27 protein-coding genes are annotated in these 18603 nt (G+C 38.1%); 12 read left to right on the plus strand and 15 right to left on the minus strand.

Features of this window, described 5'->3' with window-relative positions; genetic code table 11:
• Window positions 1-51: 51 nt before the first annotated feature.
• The 8 genes from AC1M9P_RS09570 to AC1M9P_RS09605 form a co-directional block, all read right to left on the minus strand.
• The gene (locus AC1M9P_RS09570) at window positions 52-1479 is read right to left on the minus strand and encodes a DUF4055 domain-containing protein (protein ID WP_481587453.1); all 1428 of its coding nucleotides are present in this window, start codon (window positions 1477-1479) and stop codon (window positions 52-54) included.
• Between the two features lie 2 nt (window positions 1480-1481).
• On the minus strand, window positions 1482-2885 hold the full coding sequence (gene terL, locus AC1M9P_RS09575; protein ID WP_481587454.1) for a phage terminase large subunit: 1404 nt from the start codon (window positions 2883-2885) through the stop codon (window positions 1482-1484).
• Entirely contained in the window at window positions 2875-3342 is a 468-nt protein-coding gene (locus tag AC1M9P_RS09580; protein WP_481587455.1) for a DUF2280 domain-containing protein, read from the minus strand. Before AC1M9P_RS09580 ends, terL begins: the two co-directional genes overlap by 11 nt.
• A gap of 45 nt (window positions 3343-3387) precedes the next feature.
• Window positions 3388-4005: a putative metallopeptidase gene (locus tag AC1M9P_RS09585; RefSeq protein ID WP_481587456.1), complete on the minus strand. Its 618-nt coding sequence runs from the start codon at window positions 4003-4005 to the stop codon at window positions 3388-3390.
• A gap of 141 nt (window positions 4006-4146) precedes the next feature.
• Entirely contained in the window at window positions 4147-4512 is a 366-nt protein-coding gene (locus tag AC1M9P_RS09590) for a hypothetical protein (RefSeq protein ID WP_481587457.1), read from the minus strand.
• Between the two features lie 24 nt (window positions 4513-4536).
• Complete coding sequence (locus AC1M9P_RS09595; RefSeq protein ID WP_481587458.1) at window positions 4537-5031, minus strand: NinB/YbcN family protein; 495 nt, start codon at window positions 5029-5031, stop codon at window positions 4537-4539.
• Window positions 5031-5303: a DUF968 domain-containing protein gene (locus AC1M9P_RS09600; RefSeq protein WP_481587459.1), complete on the minus strand. Its 273-nt coding sequence runs from the start codon at window positions 5301-5303 to the stop codon at window positions 5031-5033. Before AC1M9P_RS09600 ends, AC1M9P_RS09595 begins: the two co-directional genes overlap by 1 nt.
• Window positions 5304-6332: 1029 nt before the next feature.
• Entirely contained in the window at window positions 6333-6563 is a 231-nt protein-coding gene (locus AC1M9P_RS09605) for a hypothetical protein (RefSeq protein WP_481587460.1), read from the minus strand.
• Window positions 6564-6888: 325 nt separating this feature from the next.
• Between AC1M9P_RS09605 and xseA the strand changes: the two genes are divergently transcribed.
• The 3 genes from xseA to AC1M9P_RS09620 are packed head-to-tail and all read left to right on the plus strand — an operon-like array spanning window position 6889 to window position 9309.
• The gene (xseA, locus tag AC1M9P_RS09610; protein ID WP_481587461.1) at window positions 6889-8151 is read left to right on the plus strand and encodes an exodeoxyribonuclease VII large subunit; all 1263 of its coding nucleotides are present in this window, start codon (window positions 6889-6891) and stop codon (window positions 8149-8151) included.
• Window positions 8144-8338, plus strand: coding sequence for an exodeoxyribonuclease VII small subunit (gene xseB, locus AC1M9P_RS09615; RefSeq protein ID WP_481587462.1), 195 nt, complete (start codon window positions 8144-8146; stop codon window positions 8336-8338). Before xseA ends, xseB begins: the two co-directional genes overlap by 8 nt.
• Before the next feature lie 38 nt (window positions 8339-8376).
• Entirely contained in the window at window positions 8377-9309 is a 933-nt protein-coding gene (locus tag AC1M9P_RS09620; RefSeq protein WP_481587463.1) for a hypothetical protein, read from the plus strand.
• Window positions 9310-9389: 80 nt separating this feature from the next.
• Here the strand turns inward: AC1M9P_RS09620 and AC1M9P_RS09625 are convergent, their stop codons facing one another.
• Genes AC1M9P_RS09625 through AC1M9P_RS09655 form a run of 7 tightly spaced genes read right to left on the minus strand, consistent with a single transcriptional unit; the run spans window position 9390 to window position 12426 of the window.
• The gene (locus AC1M9P_RS09625; protein ID WP_481587464.1) at window positions 9390-9890 is read right to left on the minus strand and encodes a hypothetical protein; all 501 of its coding nucleotides are present in this window, start codon (window positions 9888-9890) and stop codon (window positions 9390-9392) included.
• A 2-nt stretch (window positions 9891-9892) separates the two neighbouring features.
• Entirely contained in the window at window positions 9893-10297 is a 405-nt protein-coding gene (locus AC1M9P_RS09630) for a DUF559 domain-containing protein (RefSeq protein WP_481587465.1), read from the minus strand.
• Window positions 10294-10554 (minus strand): hypothetical protein, encoded by a 261-nt coding sequence (locus AC1M9P_RS09635; RefSeq protein WP_481587466.1) that lies wholly within the window; start codon window positions 10552-10554, stop codon window positions 10294-10296. The genes AC1M9P_RS09630 and AC1M9P_RS09635 overlap by 4 nt, the downstream gene beginning before the upstream one ends.
• Complete coding sequence (locus tag AC1M9P_RS09640; protein WP_481587467.1) at window positions 10551-11498, minus strand: helix-turn-helix domain-containing protein; 948 nt, start codon at window positions 11496-11498, stop codon at window positions 10551-10553. The genes AC1M9P_RS09635 and AC1M9P_RS09640 overlap by 4 nt, the downstream gene beginning before the upstream one ends.
• 1 nt (window position 11499) lies before the next feature.
• Window positions 11500-11649: a hypothetical protein gene (locus AC1M9P_RS09645; RefSeq protein WP_481587468.1), complete on the minus strand. Its 150-nt coding sequence runs from the start codon at window positions 11647-11649 to the stop codon at window positions 11500-11502.
• Between the two features lie 49 nt (window positions 11650-11698).
• Window positions 11699-12151: a phage regulatory CII family protein gene (locus AC1M9P_RS09650; RefSeq protein WP_481587469.1), complete on the minus strand. Its 453-nt coding sequence runs from the start codon at window positions 12149-12151 to the stop codon at window positions 11699-11701.
• A 23-nt stretch (window positions 12152-12174) separates the two neighbouring features.
• Window positions 12175-12426 carry a hypothetical protein gene (locus tag AC1M9P_RS09655; RefSeq protein ID WP_481587470.1) on the minus strand — a complete coding sequence of 84 codons (252 nt, stop codon included), beginning with the start codon at window positions 12424-12426 and terminating at the stop codon, window positions 12175-12177.
• A gap of 132 nt (window positions 12427-12558) precedes the next feature.
• On the opposite strand from AC1M9P_RS09655, the gene AC1M9P_RS09660 reads away from it, so the two are divergent.
• From AC1M9P_RS09660 to AC1M9P_RS09700, 9 genes are all read left to right on the plus strand, one after another.
• Complete coding sequence (locus AC1M9P_RS09660) at window positions 12559-13224, plus strand: LexA family protein (RefSeq protein ID WP_481587471.1); 666 nt, start codon at window positions 12559-12561, stop codon at window positions 13222-13224.
• 35 nt (window positions 13225-13259) lie between these two features.
• Window positions 13260-13475 (plus strand): KTSC domain-containing protein, encoded by a 216-nt coding sequence (locus AC1M9P_RS09665; RefSeq protein WP_481587472.1) that lies wholly within the window; start codon window positions 13260-13262, stop codon window positions 13473-13475.
• Between the two features lie 51 nt (window positions 13476-13526).
• Window positions 13527-14399, plus strand: coding sequence for a hypothetical protein (locus AC1M9P_RS09670; RefSeq protein ID WP_481587473.1), 873 nt, complete (start codon window positions 13527-13529; stop codon window positions 14397-14399).
• Window positions 14400-15266 carry a hypothetical protein gene (locus AC1M9P_RS09675; protein WP_481587474.1) on the plus strand — a complete coding sequence of 289 codons (867 nt, stop codon included), beginning with the start codon at window positions 14400-14402 and terminating at the stop codon, window positions 15264-15266.
• A gap of 212 nt (window positions 15267-15478) precedes the next feature.
• Window positions 15479-15715, plus strand: a complete 237-nt coding sequence (locus AC1M9P_RS09680; RefSeq protein WP_481587475.1) for a hypothetical protein — start codon at window positions 15479-15481, stop codon at window positions 15713-15715.
• The gene (locus AC1M9P_RS09685; protein ID WP_481587476.1) at window positions 15690-16091 is read left to right on the plus strand and encodes a hypothetical protein; all 402 of its coding nucleotides are present in this window, start codon (window positions 15690-15692) and stop codon (window positions 16089-16091) included. The genes AC1M9P_RS09680 and AC1M9P_RS09685 overlap by 26 nt, the downstream gene beginning before the upstream one ends.
• Before the next feature lie 10 nt (window positions 16092-16101).
• Complete coding sequence (locus AC1M9P_RS09690) at window positions 16102-17121, plus strand: hypothetical protein (protein ID WP_481587477.1); 1020 nt, start codon at window positions 16102-16104, stop codon at window positions 17119-17121.
• Window positions 17122-17132: 11 nt separating this feature from the next.
• Window positions 17133-17981, plus strand: coding sequence for a phage recombination protein Bet (bet, locus tag AC1M9P_RS09695; RefSeq protein ID WP_481587478.1), 849 nt, complete (start codon window positions 17133-17135; stop codon window positions 17979-17981).
• Complete coding sequence (locus tag AC1M9P_RS09700) at window positions 17962-18579, plus strand: lambda exonuclease family protein (protein WP_481587479.1); 618 nt, start codon at window positions 17962-17964, stop codon at window positions 18577-18579. Before bet ends, AC1M9P_RS09700 begins: the two co-directional genes overlap by 20 nt.
• Window positions 18580-18603: the final 24 nt, after the last annotated feature.

Here is an 18603-nt window from a genome sequence, read left to right on the forward strand (position 1 = left end):
AAATCCCCCTATTTTTAGAGGGATATTACATAAAATTATTCAGACTTAACACTACTCTTGATGCGAGCCATCCACCCCATCCTCTCTAGCCTCAATCTGCTTCACTACATCTTCCCATTTAGAATCCGTGAAAGTGCCTGTTTGCTCATAGTGATACCAAACAAACCATGGCATCAAGCCATTTAAGCAAGATTCATAGATCAAACGAGATCGAACAGGATCATATTTCGGCTTATTAAAGTCCTGAGCAATCGAATAACTTAGTTCTTCGTTTGTGAAATCATGACTAGGCATTGCGAATTTTGCACACCAACGTAAGGCATTAGTGAAAGCCTCAGACACATTTGCAACCACAAGCGACAATACTGAATGTTGAATTGAGTTTTCATTATCTGCTTGAGTTGCTGTTTTATTTGCTGAACCAACCTCAATAAGCCTTGCACCAAGCTCTTTCATCTGATCCCACTTATCTTGCATGCGCTTGTAAGCTAGACCATTTTCATCAGCTTGGATGAATTTACCATCGGTTGGGATTCCAGACCGACTACCCACTTGAGCGCCCGACTCTTTTACCATTGCATATTGTTCAGGTGTGATGCTTGGAAAACACAAAGTCGGCTGACCAACAATAAAAGCTGATTCCTCAACATCTGCTGAACTGCGATAATACGATAACTCTAACTCAGCCAATCCGTACAAAGGTGGCATTTGAATCTCATCAGAGTTATCTACGGCACCACAAAAAGTGAATGGAATGTAATCCCAAGTTTTTCCACTAAAGTCAGTCGGAGTCGACTCACTAAATAAATACCACTTCCCTTTATCATCTTGCTTATAAACCTCAATAACGTAGGTTAATAAACCATTGATGACTTTAAGCCACAAGCAGCGATATTGCTTAGTTTCAGAGGTTTCAAACCCATTCCGCTCTTTGACTGTCTCAAGTATCTTGACGTAGCTTAATTTTCGTTGATTACCAATCACAATGTGATCCCAATCTTCAATCAAGCCCGCCTCAATCACATGAATCATTGGAAAAGCGTTTTTAGATTTATCCTCTTTTAGAGTGCGACTCGGTGTGGTTGCTGGATAGTCAACGTAAATACCACATCGATAATTTCTCTCCACCAACCGTGTTGCACGCTGCGATACTTGCCAAATTGAACGCCCTGCACCATCTGCATTTCGCTCTAAATACGCAAGCTCATCAGGGCGATTAAATACAGGCGTCTTACCAAATGCCAAGCCAATGTGATTTGACAGTGTTACAGAAGTTACGCTTGGAAATATCGCTCGATCCTTGTATTCCTTGTAACGCTCTTCACCAGTCTCATCATTCTTAGATTTGAAAAGCGTTGGTAATGGCAAATAAGTTTTGCCAGCTTTCTTAATTACTTCAGGACCTTTACAAACATCATCCAACTTTTTCCAAGTTTTTTCATGTTCTAGAAAGTCGGCATGTTTGCTTGTGATACTCATAATTAAAATCCAAAAATTGGTAGGTCGATTGATGTGACTTGAGGCGCTTCATTTAATTCATTGAATCCATCGCTCAAACCATCTACTTGGTCGTCATGAACGCCATTCGGGAACACTCGAAGCTCCTTAATAAGCTCCCTATTCCAATCACCGCGAAGCATCTTCACATTGCCCACATTGACTTGTGCTGCAAAAGGTTGTGCTCTTGTCACTTTGTCACCCGATACTGTTTCAGCTTTGACATTAAATCCTGACAACATCGTGACGAAGTTTTTAGCTTGAGCCTTACCTGCTTGTCCTGGATCTTGCGGTAGGCGAATCATGACTTTTTTGCCATCCATTTGTGCAGTTTGTTTAATAGTGTTTTCAACACCATCAGGACCCCAACGACCACGCACCATATCCACAATGTAAATTGTGTTATTTGTGGTTTTTAGCATTCTAGGTCCAGCAGTCCAGTCACCTTCGTTTTCGGATGCTGCTAAATCCCATGCGCGTATTTCTTTAACAATGTCAGGCGGTAATGCATCAACAATTTCAATTCGATCAGGCTTAAAAAAACCTCCAGCTGGAGGTGAAGGTAGTTGACGATACTGCCCCGAAAAAACATAGGGTGCTGCATCTTCCATCTGTTTTAAGCGTTCAATGCTGTGTTTCTCAGGCCATAAAGCCGTTCCATCATCTTGAATTGCAGACAAACATAGATGTTCCCATTCTTCACCATTACCACCATCTAAAAGCCAACCAGACAAATCATGCTCATGAAGCCTTTGCATAATCACAATGATTGGGGTTTCAGGTGAGTTTGTTCGAGACTCTAATGTGTTCTGAAACCACTCAATGACGTTGTTTCGGATTGTCTCAGAGCTTGCTTCTGCTGCTTTATGTGGGTCATCAATGATAATTGCCCCACCAAAACCTGATCGAATCTTACCAGCACCAAAACCCGTAATTGTTCCACCTGTACCTTGTGCATAACACACACCACCGGCAACAGTTCGCCAGTCATCTTTAGCCTTACTGTCTTCACGTAGCGCAAGATCAGGAAATACACGCTTAAATGACGGCTCTAATACCAAGTTTCTCGTTTGCGAAGCATTGTTTGCCGCTAAAGTCGCTGAATAACTAATGTGAATAAATTCCGAATCTGGAACTTTTCCAAAACACCAAGCCATAAAATTAATTACAGCAATTTCAGTCTTTGAATAACGTGGTGGAATATTAATTATGAGTCGCTTCGTTTCACCTTTGAAAACCTTCATTAGCGCATCACAAAGCACTCGATGATGCCAGTTGTGCATCCATTTATATTTTCGACGCTCTTTAAACATGTAGCGCGTAAAAAAATATAAATCTTCTTGTGCTTCAATCTGTATTGCTAATTCTCTCGCTGGATCAATATTCATTAATAACTTGCTCCCGAGCTTTTAAATAGCTTTCGGTAGGCACGTTCTGATTAATTGTTTCTATAGGCTTACCATCTTTACCAGTGATTTCCTGACGATTAGTGAATTGACCGCCACAGTCTTTAGCAGCCTGTTCTAGAATCTTCAGCGACATAACTGTATTTTTTGAATTGCGCTCTAATTGCTTTTGATACTGCTTTAGTCGGAAATGTTTATTGGCAATCGGAATATCAATCAAACCAGCATCAAAATCAGCGCGTGTTTTATAAAAAAGATCAGCCAGTTTTTTGGAAAGGTTTTTGCCTGCTAGTTTGGTTGGATCGTAGGCAGCACATTGCCGTCTATCCAAATCTATTTTAAATTCTTGTTTGACCGCATCTGCAACTTCTTGAGGTGTATCACGGCAAGCAAGAGACTGAACTATAAAGATTTTTACAGGCTCTTTAAGTGTTGCCATATTCTCCCCTTCGTCATACTACGTCAAACAAGGTAGGCAAAAAAATTAAGCCAACTTCAATAAACACGTACCACATGCTTGAGCAATTTTAGCCTTACCTATTGTTGGACCATTGTTTGCAAGCTCTACCATCTTCTGAACATCAGTCGAAGCACCATAACGTCTAACCACACCATTGAATTCTTCAACGTCGTGACTTCTCATTTCTAGAGATGGTCTGCCTTCTTGATCATACATAGGACCATGATTACCTTGTTTATGACCCAAGTGATAAAGCTCATGCTCAATCAACGCCATAAACTCTGTGTCTGAACACTCTGAGCAAAATAGCGCATCTAATGTAATTAATGCTTTTGGTAAAAATCCAAACCACTCAATCATTTGTGTTTCTTGTCTGTATTTCTGCCAACCACTTACTTTGAATTGAATAATTTCAGCTTGACCTAAAACTCTTTTCCCGCGCTTTACATACCCAGAATCACACCAAAGAAATGCAATGCCACTATGATCAATTAAATGAGCGTGATCCTCGTTAAATAAATCACTACCTTCATCAAGTATGCATTCATGAAGCCATTCAACAATATTTTGCGCTGGTGCAAATTTAGCTTCTAAGCACCATTCATGCTCTATTAGATCTTTTGGTGGATATGGTCTTTTCATAATAAGCGCCCATTAAAAAACCACCCGAAGGTGGTCTTATTTGATTTGAGCTTATATTTTCCTCTTGGTTTTTATCTACAATCTTCCGAGTCGGGATTCTAAGTCGCTCAATTGTTTCTTTACTAAATTCTAATGGCATAGCTAATCCTCGGGGTATACATAATCACGTATAGCAACCGGAATACTTATTTGCTCAACTTGTCTCTCGATATTTACCCTTTCAATCGTGATATGTGTAGTATTTTCATCCCAAGGCTCATCTTTAGTTACTCTCAAAAGCCTTAGATCTCTGTCTGACAGCCATAAATAAGGCTCATCCATTCTTACTACATATACTGGGCAATTAAATACAGTAGAAACTGGATTGTTTTGCGGTTGTATTTTAGGAATTAAATGGGGATCACGAAGTAAATATTCATAGGTTTCCCAATTAATAAAAAGCTCTACTGGCTTATTACGATAATTTTTCGAATAATCCGCAAATGCATTGTTTATGTCTTGATACATCTCTCCAGCCTTTTCTGTTTATTTTTAATGAATAGCATACATCAAATCATCAGGGGTGTTTAAATAACATCCCTTGCTTAAACAGAAAGTATGGATATCGTTTAGGTACTCAGTGAATTGATCCACTGTTGCATCGGTCGTGCTTATCAACTCGTTCAACCCATCTGCCACAGCTTGGTATTGTGGATGCTTTTGTTCTTTTAAAACTTTGACTGCTGCAAATGTGTTTCGATACTGACTAACATCATCACGATCATAGATCCGCGCTAAGAATCTTTTCTTGAAATACAAATGCTCTGTATCTTTATCTGTACCCTGGTGTTTAGCCCATTGTGATAACCACATCCAGTAAATACGATTCTGCGCCTTACTTCGGTCATCTTCTTTCTGATTAATGCGAACAACTAAAGGTTTACCCTGATCAATTGCTTGGGTATGCCATGCATTTAGAAAGCCAATCGTTTTAGTGATGTTTTGATGTGAGTCGATGATGAATGTAGCTTCGAGTTTCTGATTCATCAAAACACCTCTTCAACCTTACTCATCATCACTTCTGTTTTAACCAACCATTGCTCAAATAGCTTTTCAGATTGTTCTCTATTTCCAAGCTTAAATTGATCAAATTGACTATGACATGAATAGCAAAGTGGCACCGTGAAGTCATCACTTGCCTTAATCCCTCTACCCTTGCCATGCTTTGAGCTATTTGAATGAGCAGCTTGGCTTGGCGATTGACCACACCTCACACAAGGCAACTTACGAATCTCAGCGAGTCTTTTTGCGTTCCGCATTTATCAAATGTCTTAAGTTGTCAGTTTGGATTCTGATTTCATTCATGCGACGCTGACAATCTTGTTTGAATGATTCACGGCTATTTAAGTGATTAAGATGCGCTAGATGATAATGGTCGCTCTCTAGCTTCTTAAGGCTTTTCTCAGCTTCTACGATATCCACCATTCGACACCTCATAAAAAAGAAAAACCCCGCCAATTCTTAAGAATCTATAGCGGGGTTATGTGCCAACAATGGCAAAGACCGAGGATTTGCTCGGTCAGGGGTTTAAATCTCTTTCAAACAATCTCGGCACACTTTTATTTGATCACCATCAATCGTGTAATCAATTTCAGTTGCGCCATGAAAGCCTAAAATACAAAGCAATTTACGGAGCATACGATTCTCCAGAAAATTTTTGGGCGATTCTATGTATCTCTACCCACCCAAGAAAGTGTACGCACGATAATACAAATCCCAATTACCAAGTACAGTGATGTCTTTAAGAAAATAAACCCCACCAAATGAACCTAGAGCGGGGTTTAGTGCCGTAATAAGTTCGGCAAGTACTTCAAAAAGGGCTTGCTCTTACCTGCGAGCCCTTTAGGTTGGCATGGTGCAAATACATGCATGCGTTAGAAATTCAAGTTAGATGTTAAACATCCAAGTTCGTTGAAAGGAAAACGCAATTCCGTATTTCAACTTGAACACTTCCGTATTGCTTACGGTTACAACCCAAGATCACATTAACACCCATTTAAACTTGAAAATTAAAGTTAATGTAAGGGAATTTATTTAGTGTTTTAACTTGCTAATTCAATGAAAGATTAATTATGTAAATAATCCAATCTCAATTTATTTGTGATTTTAAACACAATAAAATTAACTGATAGATATTCATTAACTGTTAATAATTTAAAAGGTAAAAAAATACCTCCTGGGTGAGGAGGTAAAATTGAAGAACAGGTTAGGTCCTGTGCATAAATAATATTCAATTTCTAAAAGCGTAGCATTAGCAATAAGTTACAATATTATATTAGAAGAATTCATTAACCCGAAGATTTTAATTCAAGCTGTCTATCATCTTGAGTAATCTTAATTTTAATATTTTGATAAGTACGCTTACTAGGATTCATAGCGGATCCTACTACCTCTTCAAAAAACCTTCTATCTTTCATTAACTCTGCATATAGCTTGTAGCCTATCAATATTCTTTCAGGTTTTTTATTATTCGCTAATGTTTCTTTAAAAATATTGTTTAACTGGTTTACATCTACCATAAATAAAAATTAGCTCTAAATTTAAGAAGCACATTATGCCTTATTTAAAAGTACAAACAATGACAACTGCCTGTTATTAAAGCTTTCAGAACAAACAAACGGTTAAAACACTATACTTCGTAACTTTATCACCAAAAAAAAGAAATATTGATAACAAAAAAGCCCACCATTTGGCGAGCTTTTAAATCAACTTAGTGCATCAACGTACACTTCGGTCACTATAGCTGAAATATGCCACAACCCTTGTACAAGGTCAAACATTCATCATTGTCTTTGAACAATATGTTCGTTAGTATTTTTAGTAACCTCATCTCGCTGCTCAATGATGTCTGATTACAAGCTAAACTTAAGTGAATATTTATCCACTGTTCAAGAAGTTATACGGGTCACCTTTGATGAACCTGTTTGGGTCAAAGCAGAGATAAGAAATTTAAATATTAAAAGCGGACATTATTATCTTGAGCTGGCTGAAAAAGAGGAAGGTTCAGACAAAGTGATCGCTAGTTGTAAAGCGACTATTTGGAAGTCTTCTGCTCAAAAGATGGTTCTAAAGTTCGAACGTGAAAGTGGTATTGAGTTATCTCGAGATCTTAATGTTCTGATAAAAGTTAAAGCCAAGTTTGACCCTCAATATGGTTTCTCCGTTAATGTAGAAGATATTGATTCAAGCTTTACGTTAGGTGATATAGCACGGCGTTATCAGCAGACATTAGAAAAATTACAAACCGAAGGTCTTGCAGATAAAAATAAACAGCTACCTACGCCGTTTGATATTCAAAATGTCCTGGTCATTGCACCTGAAAATGCTGCAGGTTTAGGCGATTTCAAAAAGGATGCTGATGCATTAGACAAAGCCGGTGTCTGCCATTTCGTTTATCACAGTGCAACTTTCCAAGGCAATACAGCTCCAACAAGTATCCGAGATTCTTTAATAACTGCCCTTAAGCAATGGGTCAAAGATTATGAAGTTGCCCCTGATCTCATCGTTCTTATTCGCGGTGGTGGATCTGTAAATGATTTAGCATATTTAAATGATTTTGATTTGGCAGCTTTGCTTTGTAAGCGTTCCGTCCCTATCTGGGTCGGTATTGGCCATGAAAAAGACCGAACGATTTTAGATGAAATTGCACATAGATCTTTTGATACACCCAGTAAGGTCATTGGAGGTATACGTAATTTGATTGTAGAGCGTGTTCAAGATGTATCTGATTCTCTACAAACTATTAAGTTGTTATCTCAGCATCAGATCACGGCGTATCAAAGCCAGAATGATCAATACATAAAGTCAATCAAGACACTGGCGGATAATCAAATTAGTTTAGCTATTCGCAATTTAGACTTAATTAAAGACACCACTCAATATTTAGCACAGCAACAGGTTAAGCTGGCTTCTCAGCAAGTTGAATCTCTCATGCGCGAAACATTACTTCAGAATCCCAAAAATGTTATGGCCAAAGGTTTTGGTATCGTCCGTAGCCAAGGCAAAGCCATACGTTCTATTCAACAAATATCAGGTGATAGCATTCAAGTAGAATTACAGGATGGTATTATCAATGCCAATGTGACTCAGGTATCTAGCAATGACTAAGAAAGAATTAACGTTTAAAGAAGGCTATGAAATTCTCAAAAAGAACGCCGAGCTCCTTGAGTCTCAAGATGAACCAGATATTGATAATTTGATGAAAATTGTTGAAGAATCGATGTCAGCATATAGAGCCTGTAAATCACGTGTAGATGCTGTGCAAAATGCTTTGAATGAAACTTTCAAAGATTAATTTTAAATAAAAATTAAGAATTACATTGAGAACTTAACTTGAAAACAAATTTTAATTTAGACCTTGCCTTATTTTTTACATCCTTATCAATAGTTCTATATTCATGTGGTTATTTTTATATACAAGCATATGTAAAATATTTCGATTACTCTCATGAAGCATTAGGCTTTGATTTTCAAAATTATTTAGTTTATGGTGGCTTACAAGGTTTTCAAGTAATTATTTTAGGTATATTAGTTCCTATAACTTTATCTTTAATAAATAAATTTATCGGTGAAAACATCACCAAATCCATCACCAAATCATTTAATTATTTGTTAATTTTCGCACTAACCTCCATTTTCAAAATTACACTTAAATTCCTTAATTTTATTTACACTCCAGTAAGAGCACTATCAAATTTTATATATAAATTCCCTCGACTTTCCAACATTATTGATTTTTATATTTTTATATTTTTACTAATAATTTCTTCTCCTTTAATTATACTTATATTTTTTTTAAAGTTTATTATTCGAAGAATTAAGCCATCAATTTACCGTACACACAGATTTGCAAAACGTGAAGTCAACTGGGATAACACTATTGATACACCTAATATTGACAAAGGTTTTAGAGAGCTTTTAGCCCATTACTTAACTTCAATCTTGATATACGCAATTTTTATTTTATCAATATATTATCTTATGGATGTTGAAAAAGATGGCTACGATGACGCTAAAAAAATGATAAATAATGGGCCTATTATTATGGCACAAATTAAAGATGATAAAATAACTGAATGGTATAAAGTTAATAAAATAAATGAACCAAATATTAAAAATATAAAAATCTTAAAATGTGGAAAATCAAAATGCTTAATTGCAGTAAAAATTCCTAGTCAATATTATTTTACCGAGCAAAACCTTTTAGCTTCAAAATTGTATCTAATTACCACAATTAACAACGATAGCTATTCTGTCACATATTAAAAATAAATTAACTGTTAAAGCTAAGTGCCTTACAAGGCACTTTCATCTTTAAATGAAATAGGTTGTCTTAAAAATTTTTATTAATATTTAATAAATCCATACCGACTATGCAAAGCAGCTAAACCGCACTTAACATCCATTCTTGAATCTGCTTGAGTACGATTTTCACGTACCATTTCAGACCAAGAATTCCCATAAAAATATCGATCAATAACTGCATCCATCCAATCATCTAAAATTTCAGATTGTCCCTGCATATCTAATATTAAACGCTGTACGGCGCGTGCTTCATTATCATCAATCTGACACACAATTTTTGTCTGCTTTAATTTTGGTAATTGATAATCACCAGTCAGGAAGTCAACAATGATTTTTGATTCCTGTAGATTGGTCAGTTTTTTCTGTTTTCTTTTCTTAGTGGCATTATCCATGGCCACTGCAATCGGATTAATACTTTGGCTACATGTACCACTAACTGAATTCATCCATGCGCCGAATTGGTGTAACCATCCTTCTAAATCAAAACGTGACCAATCTATTGTTTGTAAAATATGTTGTTTCGTTGCCTCTGCTACAACCATGACTATTCCCCTACCATCTTCTCAATTTGTTGTATTGCTAAACCTGATTTCACTTGTTCTGTACTAAACCGTAATATCTGGTAACCCATCATTGTTGCTGCGTTGTATTTTTCCATATCGTCGATATAACCTTTGCCTCTAGTGTGTCTACCTCCGCTCCATATCCCACCTTCAACCTCGATCAATATTTTTTTGGAGTTTAGATGGAAATCAGCTCTCCATTTACGTTTGGGGTGAAACCTAAACTCTCTCTCAAATTCGATTCTGTGCGCCTTAAGTTGTAAAGCTAATATCGACTCTCCCATACTTTCAATTTGCTTATCACGGCGTGGAGATTTTGACTTAAGTACATTTTTACTTTTTGAGCCGTATAAGCTTTTATATTCAGCAAGGGAAATACTTGTCATACTGATTTTCCAAAAGCGATATCAGCAAATAATTCCCTTGCTGATTTGCTCAATCTGAATCCCTGCGGAGTTTGGCCATCCTTTTCCACGAGCCCCCAATTCGCAAGTCCATTCAAATAACGTTGCAGGCTACGGATTGAAATTCCCATGTTCGGTTGAATCTCATCGAAAATTTGTTTCACAGAGACTCTTCCATTCGTTGAAGACATGATTCTCAAGATCATCAGGTTGGTAATCGTGCGGTCAGCTTCAGTCACGCTACACCTCCCATTAAAACGCCGTTAAAACCTACCTGTTTCAAATAGGATTCCCACTTTTTAGCCTGTTCAGGTTTTTCAAGTTTCATTGAGATTCGAGCTGCAAGTTTTTCATAGGACTCACCTGGCTCAGCGTATTTACCAGCAAACTCTGGATGCTTAGCTAATTTCTGAGCAAACACCTGAATCTGTTTGTCAGTGAGGTATTTTGGTTCTGCAGTAGAATTTAGTTTCTGATGGCCAGTGGAATTTGAGTACTTGGTGCGATATGCGTTGATCAACCAATCTGCAAAATGGAAATTCATCAGTTCATCACAGAGATTCTTTCCAGCGTTGTATATTTCAAATGCTCGTTTTTCACGATCACCCCAAGTTGCGTTCATGAGCATTTCAAAATCCAAATCAGGATCAGCCAGAAAAATTTCTTCACGAAGTTTTTTGAAGCAAAGCCACCCTTTTTTATTTTTAGATTCTAATGGAAGATTCATTGGGAGATTCTGTGTCCCGTTAACGGCACTATTCAAAGTCCCGTTATTGGCACTATTCAAAGTCCCGTTAACGGAATCATTCCGTTTTTGGTACTGTTCCGTTTCTGGCACTATTTCAGGCAAATTTTTTTCCTGTAATTGTGCCGTTTTAGGCATAGTTTCACGGCCATTTACGCCATTTAGTCGATATACTTTTACACGCTTTGTTGAACCTTTTCGTTCTCCAGTATCTGAGATCAAATGATCTTCCAGAAGTTCAGCAATAATCTTAAGGACGGTTTTACGCTCAAGGCCAGTATCTTTCTCAAGGCGTTGCATACTTGGATAGCAGCAATGGTCTTCACCGGCACGATCGGCCAATGAGAGTAAAATGAGGCGTTTCAGTGGTATACGACAACCACCTTTCTTTTCGCTCAATTCCACTCTCCAAGCCCAGTTTGTTGCATCTAAGCTCATATTATTTCCCGTCCCAGTTTGCATTACTTTCTATCAGTAGCTTTAAATATCTTTTGATATGGCGCATGAACACCACCACGTCGCCTGCAAAGATTTCCTGATCTAAATTGTTTCGAGTGGGTTGATGTGCTAAATTTGATTTCATATTCATATTTGATTTACCTCGAATTGAATAACCTGAAGAAGCCTGACCTCGACCGTCAGGCTTTTTCGTCTACGCATGCATGAATTTGCGAATCCAGCTTTGCTAAAAATAAATGCAGTTGATGTATGACTTTAGACATGTCCAAGGCTTCTCCTTGCGTAATACGTCCATCTGCCATCATTTCTCTAAAGACTTCACATACATCCCCACCACCCTTACCTATGCTTAAAACTAGATCTGTTAGCGCCGTATCTCTACATTCGGGAATCTGAGGAAGATCAATTGAGACCTTTCCGTGTTCAGCATTAAATGCTTGCAAAATTCTGCAATCCCCTGTGATCGCGATTAACTTTGAAGCTTCGACCAGCGTTAGATGATGTGTTTCCGTATTTGGATTGACTTTACTGTTCAGCACAGCAGGACTTTTAATACCAAGGCGTGGCGCAAGTGCATTTGCTCCGCCTGGATAATCGTGAACTGTGTTATATGCAGCATCAGTGATGTTCATTCGTATTCCCTTTGAACGTGTTTTTAGGCAGATGCTTTATTACTATTTTGGTTGTTTACTTCATTTCTAGGAATCAACCCAAAATGTTGCAAAATCTCGGTTTCAGATACTTGACCATTACTTGCTTGAGCCAAAGATTTTCTAAGATTTTTTCTTGGCTCTTTATAGCCATAAAGTAAGTGTGTTTTTAAATAACCCACTGTAGTACCAGCATTTTTTGCATAGATCTCTAAATCACTAGGATTTAATTCATTAATAAAATCTCTAAAATTCATAGATTGACCCTCTCATATGAACTCAAATATTACCTTTTAGGTAATGTAAATACAACCTTTTTTCTTGTTTACCTTTTTGGTGATAAATCTACAATTAGTAAATGTGTCTCGTCACACAGAAATAGGAATACTATGGACAGCAAATCAATCAGATACAAAAACACTCGCATCCTTGTTGATCAAGTCGGCGGAGTATCCAGTTTTGCTGAGAAAATTGGTAAAGGACAATCTCAAACCAGTCAGTTCGCAGGTACAAATCCTATAAAAGGAATTGGTAATAAGGTTGCTCGTGAAATCGAAGATGCATTCGATAAACCACATGGTTGGTTAGACATTCCGCATGTAGATGAAAAAGCAATATTAGAACCAAATATTTCTTCCCCAATCCCTATCGCTGGTCGCCTAGTTCCAGTTATTTCGTGGGTACAAGCAGGAACTTGGACTTCAGTCGAATCTGTACCAAATGGCACACAATTTGAAGAATGGTTGCCCCCTAATCCTAAGTGTGGAAAGAATGGGTATGGATTGGAAGTCGTTGGTGAATCCATGATGCCAGACTTCAGACCAGGCGATAAGATTTATGTAAATCCTGATTTTCAACCGGCGGATTTGAGAACAGGTGATCTTGTGATCGTTTCCTGTGAAGGTGATGCTGAAGCGACGTTTAAAAAATTAATACTAGAAAGTGGCAATGTTTACCTACAACCTTTAAACCCTCACTGGCCTGAACAAACAATCGCTTTAGTTGATGGGTGTAAGTTAGTCGGTAAAGTTGTTGGGTTGTACAGGGATGTTTAAACGTTGAGTTACTGTTGGCTTGGGGGATATTAGATGTGCAAACGATAGAAATCAATTCCCACAAGATCAGCTATGTGCTTTATCAGCACAACCTTCTGACAGTGGGACTTCAGACGGGTGAAAGATTTCTGTATCGCCTGATTGAATCTAGCACATTTGTTAAATTTATGGATTCGGCCGATAAAGACAGATTTTATAAAACAGAAATTGAAGCGAATAAAAAGTTTAAGCGTATTCAGCTTTTTATTTAATTAAAAAAACCGCTATATACGGCTTGGGTTTTATAATAATGGAGATGGGGTATGCTTAAAGTTCTTTCCGAGAACTCTTATCAAGCAACACTTGCAGAAATTGATTTGGGTCAAATTGGAGCTACTAAAAAAGCGAGCATTCTTTGGGAGGATGGGGTCGCAAGAAGCAGCTATGTAAAAGTTTATCAGCCAGAAGAGCGTTGCAGAAAACTTTGCAATGAGGCGATTGGGTTTATACTTGGCAATAGCCTGGGCTTGTTGCAACCCACCCAAGCTGCATTAATGCCAATTCCCGAATTCATAAAACCTGAATTTGACTTGATTTCAGATATTTACTCAGAAAATCAAGTGTGGGCTTGGGTCACAACAGAGTGTGGAAATTCTCTAAAAGCTCAATTTCGAATTAAGTCCACCCCCCTCCCTCATGAAAAAGAAAAAAATAATATATTTCTTTATGAATGCTTAAATTTTCTAGCCAAAAAGGAAGGCTTGCCGCCCATAATTGCATTTGATGACTATATTGCGAACAACGATAGAAATATTGGAAATCTAGTTATTGACCTGGATGGATCGATTGGGATTATTGACCATGGTGAAGTGTTAGGGAGGATTGATTGGCTGGAATATTTGTCATATCTTTATGATGATGAATATTTTGACAATGTTCTTTTAAAGATTGTGGATGACTTCTCTCCTTCTAAGTTCCAAATACGAGGGGCTTCGGTTTTAGCTAGCAAAGAGCACACCTCTGCTTATAAAAATTCTAAAGATGATTTGGAATACTGGTTGCGAGTACTTTTGCAGCTTAGTAAAAAAGATACGTTATTCCAAGAAAAGTGCTTGGCACGTCTGTTAAAATATTTATCAGTCAGAAGCTTAGAGCCTTCTGAATCATTTGCACAAAGAATAGGATTGGTGGCTTAAATGAATAATCCTAGTTTAAATCAATTAATAAAAAGTGTTACCAACCATCATGTTAATGGTGAGTGGATGGTGATCCAATGGACTCCCAATATTACTACTCGTGAATCATTTAATCTTGGTGTTGCGATCGATGCTGATGGGGCAAAATTTATAAAAACCATAGATCAGGATAACTTTTCAAGATTTGCTTGCATGTTTGGTGAGGATATTCTAGATCACGTTAAAAAAATAACTAAAATTGCAGAGTTAGCTTTTAATAATAATATATACGATCTATCAGATCAGATACGCTTTGATAGACGTGGCCCAATTAAGGGTATTAATGGTGCTTCACTGGTTGAACATCTTTTTGAATTAACTGTACCATTAGGTAGACCTAAACTCCCTTCAAAGCGAGTTAATTCTGGATTTTCGGCTATTAATTTACAAAGCTTAAGCAACAACATAATTGATGAGCTTAAGTTCCAAAATGGATTAAATTACTCCGAAATAGTAGCTCAAAATTCAAATATCACTATTAATGATAAATCCATTTATATGCCTTTAAGACCTAAAAACAAGAGGATTGTGGGCAATTGGGCCTCTGTAGTATACGCGGATATTAAAAGAGTTAAGACGGATTATTTGCAAGCTTTAAATGACCTTAGAACAGTTTCTAGCAGCTTAGATAGAGCACCTGCCTTATTCATTCTCAAACCAACACAAGAGAATTTTAATAAATTATCTCAGGCGCGAAAAGATGCGTGGGATGAGGCTGTAGACAAGCTTGATAGCTCTCTCAAACCTCAGGGGATTGAGCTTTTTTCCAGAAGCTCTTCAGCTGAATTAGCCCTTGATATTAATAACTGGTATAAAAAAGCAGGTTAAATTTTTAAATACTAAAAACCCCATCCAACCCATCCCTGTGATGGGTTTTCTTTTGCCTAGTATAAAATAAAAACACCTTAAAGATAATAAAAAGATAATTTAATAGTTGCAATTAATTACCTTTTAGGTAATATTTATCTCACAGACAACAAAAAGCCCCAGCGTTGCTGTAACAACCTGGAGCATGACCCACCCTAGTGAGTGAAATTATTATGAACCAATTACATCCAAAGAGTCAAACAACTCAAATCCTATACCAGCCACCTACTAAAGCTGAAATGAAACCTAAGTCATTCATTAAAGACACCATTCACAACATTGTTATGGCCTTAGTTGTAGTTTCAATTATGAGTGGTCTCACAACTGCTTGCTTATATGCAGCTGATAAAGAGACTGAATATCAACAAAGTCAAGGAGTGCAGCATGAACGCAATATCAATTCAAAGTGACTTGTTAGCGCCTTGTTTTCCAGCTTTTAAAGTTGAATCGGAAATTGTCTTAGGCGATCGAATCCAATTTGCTCTAAGCCTTGGTTGTTGTTCGATTGATTGCTCGATGCCTGTGCTTAAAACCACACAAAGCTTTTTGATTAACCACACTTCCGATCCACAAAACGAAATTGATTTAGATATCGACTCATACAAAGCCATTGAAAATACGCTTGTTGATGTGCTTGCAAGTGATGGTGTGGCGATTCAAGAGGGCCAGCAATTCATGCTCACAGATGACCAAATTTATCGATTAAATGAACGCATCGAGTGGGCTGTTGAAGAAGCTTTTGAAAAGGAATTAGCAGCAAAGAAGTTGGCTGCAGAAGAATACTGAGGGATAGGAAATGAATGCAAAATTTGAATTGGAAGTTTTGAGTGAAAACTCAAATGAGATTGTTGAGGCTTTTAAGACTGAAGGTGGTGCGCAATCCTTGTTTGATCGCATAGCAACCCAAGCTCGAACAATTGTTCCTGATTTATCGACTGATAAGGGTCGCAAAGAGATCGCATCGATAGCTCGTAAAGTTGCTTCCACAAAAACTGCTTTTGATGCACACGGAAAAGCCCTAAAGGAGCAATACACAGTAATTACTAACAAAATCGATGCAGATCGCAAGCTGTTCCGTGACCAGTGTGATGCACTACGGGATGAGATTCGCAAGCCGTTAACTGATTGGGAGAATGCTAAAAAAGCACGCGAAGCAGAGATTCAGAGCAAAATAGCTGAATTTGATAAAGGGCGTATCGATATTGGTTCTCCTGCTGAGCTAATTAAATCAGTAATAGCCGAAATCGAATCAATCGAGATAGATGACTCATTTGATGATTTCAAGGACGTTGCAAAGCTTCGTAAATATGAGTGCTTAGAGCACATGAAAGTCATATTGATCGAACGCGAAAAATACGAAGCTGAACAAGCCGAATTGGAGCGCTTACGCATAGCTGAGGCTGAGCGCTTACAACGTGAACATGAAGAGCGTATTGCCCGTGAAGCCGCTGAAAAAGCTATTCGTGAAGCAGAAGAAAAAGCCCGTTTTGAAGCTGAACGTGTACAACGCGAAAAACTTGAAGCAGAACAACGTGAAGCTCGACTGAAAGCTGAAAAAGAAGCTGCTGAACTGCGTGCTGTACAGGCTGCTGAAAATGAACGTAAGCGTATTGAAGCGGAGACTTTTGCTAAGCCTGAGGCAGAGCGCAAGGCTGAAGAAGCGCGCAAAGCCGATGTGGAGCATCGACGATTAATTAATCGTGAAGCTTTTGATGCGATCCAAGCGCATTGTTTGGGTATTTCAGAGGCTCAAATAAAAGAATTAATTGGTGCGATTGCTAAAAACCAAATTCCACACGTTTCAATCAAATACTAAAGGTGAATGATATGAATGCACCAGTACAAACAAATTTAATTACCGCACAGATCAGTCAACTTTCTACTGTGCTTGGTTTGCACAACGTTGATCCTGCTGAACTTGAACAAACTTTAATTCAAACCGCTTTTAAATCATCGACACAAATTACACGCGAGCAAATGGGCGCACTGCTGATTGTTGCAAGTCAGTACAAATTAAATCCATGGACCAAGGAAATTTACGCTTTCCCTGATAAGAGTAAAGGCATTATTCCTGTAGTGGGTGTTGATGGTTGGTCTCGCATCATCAATAGCAACCCAAACCTTAACGGAATTGAGTTTGTGTTTTCGGACAACATGGTTCGTATGAATAAGGCAAAGGTTGATTGCCCTGAATGGGTGGACTGCTTGATTTACCGCAAAGACCGTGAACGCCCTACTGTGGTTCGTGAATATTTGGATGAAGTATATCGTGAGCCAATGGGTGCTAATGGTTTTGCAGGACCATGGCAATCTCACCCTAAACGCTTTTTGCGCCATAAGGCTTTGATTCAGTGCGCACGCTTAGCTTTTGGTTTTGTTGGAATTTATGACCAGGATGAAGCGGAACGAATTCAGGAGAATAGCTCACCTAAAACAGTGAGTGGCTTCGATGAAAATACAATCCCTGATGGTTATGAGGAATTTGAGCTGCAGCATCTGAATGAAATGCGCGCCTTAGCTCTTGAGGGTCTTGAGGCTCTTCAAGCTGGTTTTGATTCACTACCTAAAGGTAAATGCCGTTCGCACTTCTGGACTATACATAAAGAGTCGCTTAAAGCAGCAGCAGAAAAAGCAGATCAATCACATGGAGAGACTTATGAACATTCTCCAGCGTAATGATGATTGGCATGCTCAAAGATGTGGAAAAGTTACCGCATCGCGCATAAAAGACATGGGTGCTAAGCCAACTAAAGGCAAGAAGTATAACGCCTTAACACTAACTATTCTTTCTGAGCGCATCACTGGTGTTCAGGAGGAATCAAAGCCGACCGCATTGATGCAATGGGGTATTGATCAAGAGCCTTTTGCAATTACTGCTTATGAAAATGAGCGTGGTGCTATTGTTTCAAACGTGGGGTTGGTTGACCACCCTGCTATTGAAATGAGTGGGGCGAGTCCAGATGGCTTGGTTGGTAAAGATGGTCAATTAGAAATTAAATGCCCATCCACGACTACACACTTGAACACCATTTTAATAGATGAAGTGCCTGCTGAATATATTCCACAGATCACATGGCAGTTGGCTTGTACTCGTCGATCATGGTGTGATTTTGTGAGTTACGACCCTCGCCTACCTGAACATTTACAGCTTTTTATTAAAAGAGTTTATGCAAAGGACTTAGATATTCAGGGTGTTGAAAATGAAGTGATTGCTTTTAATCGCAATGTCGATATTGCCTTAAAACAGCTACAGGCTTTCGAGGTGGCAGCATGAGCTACACATACAACAGTCAAACTC

The organism is Acinetobacter sp. 25-47-122 (assembly GCF_056779695.1).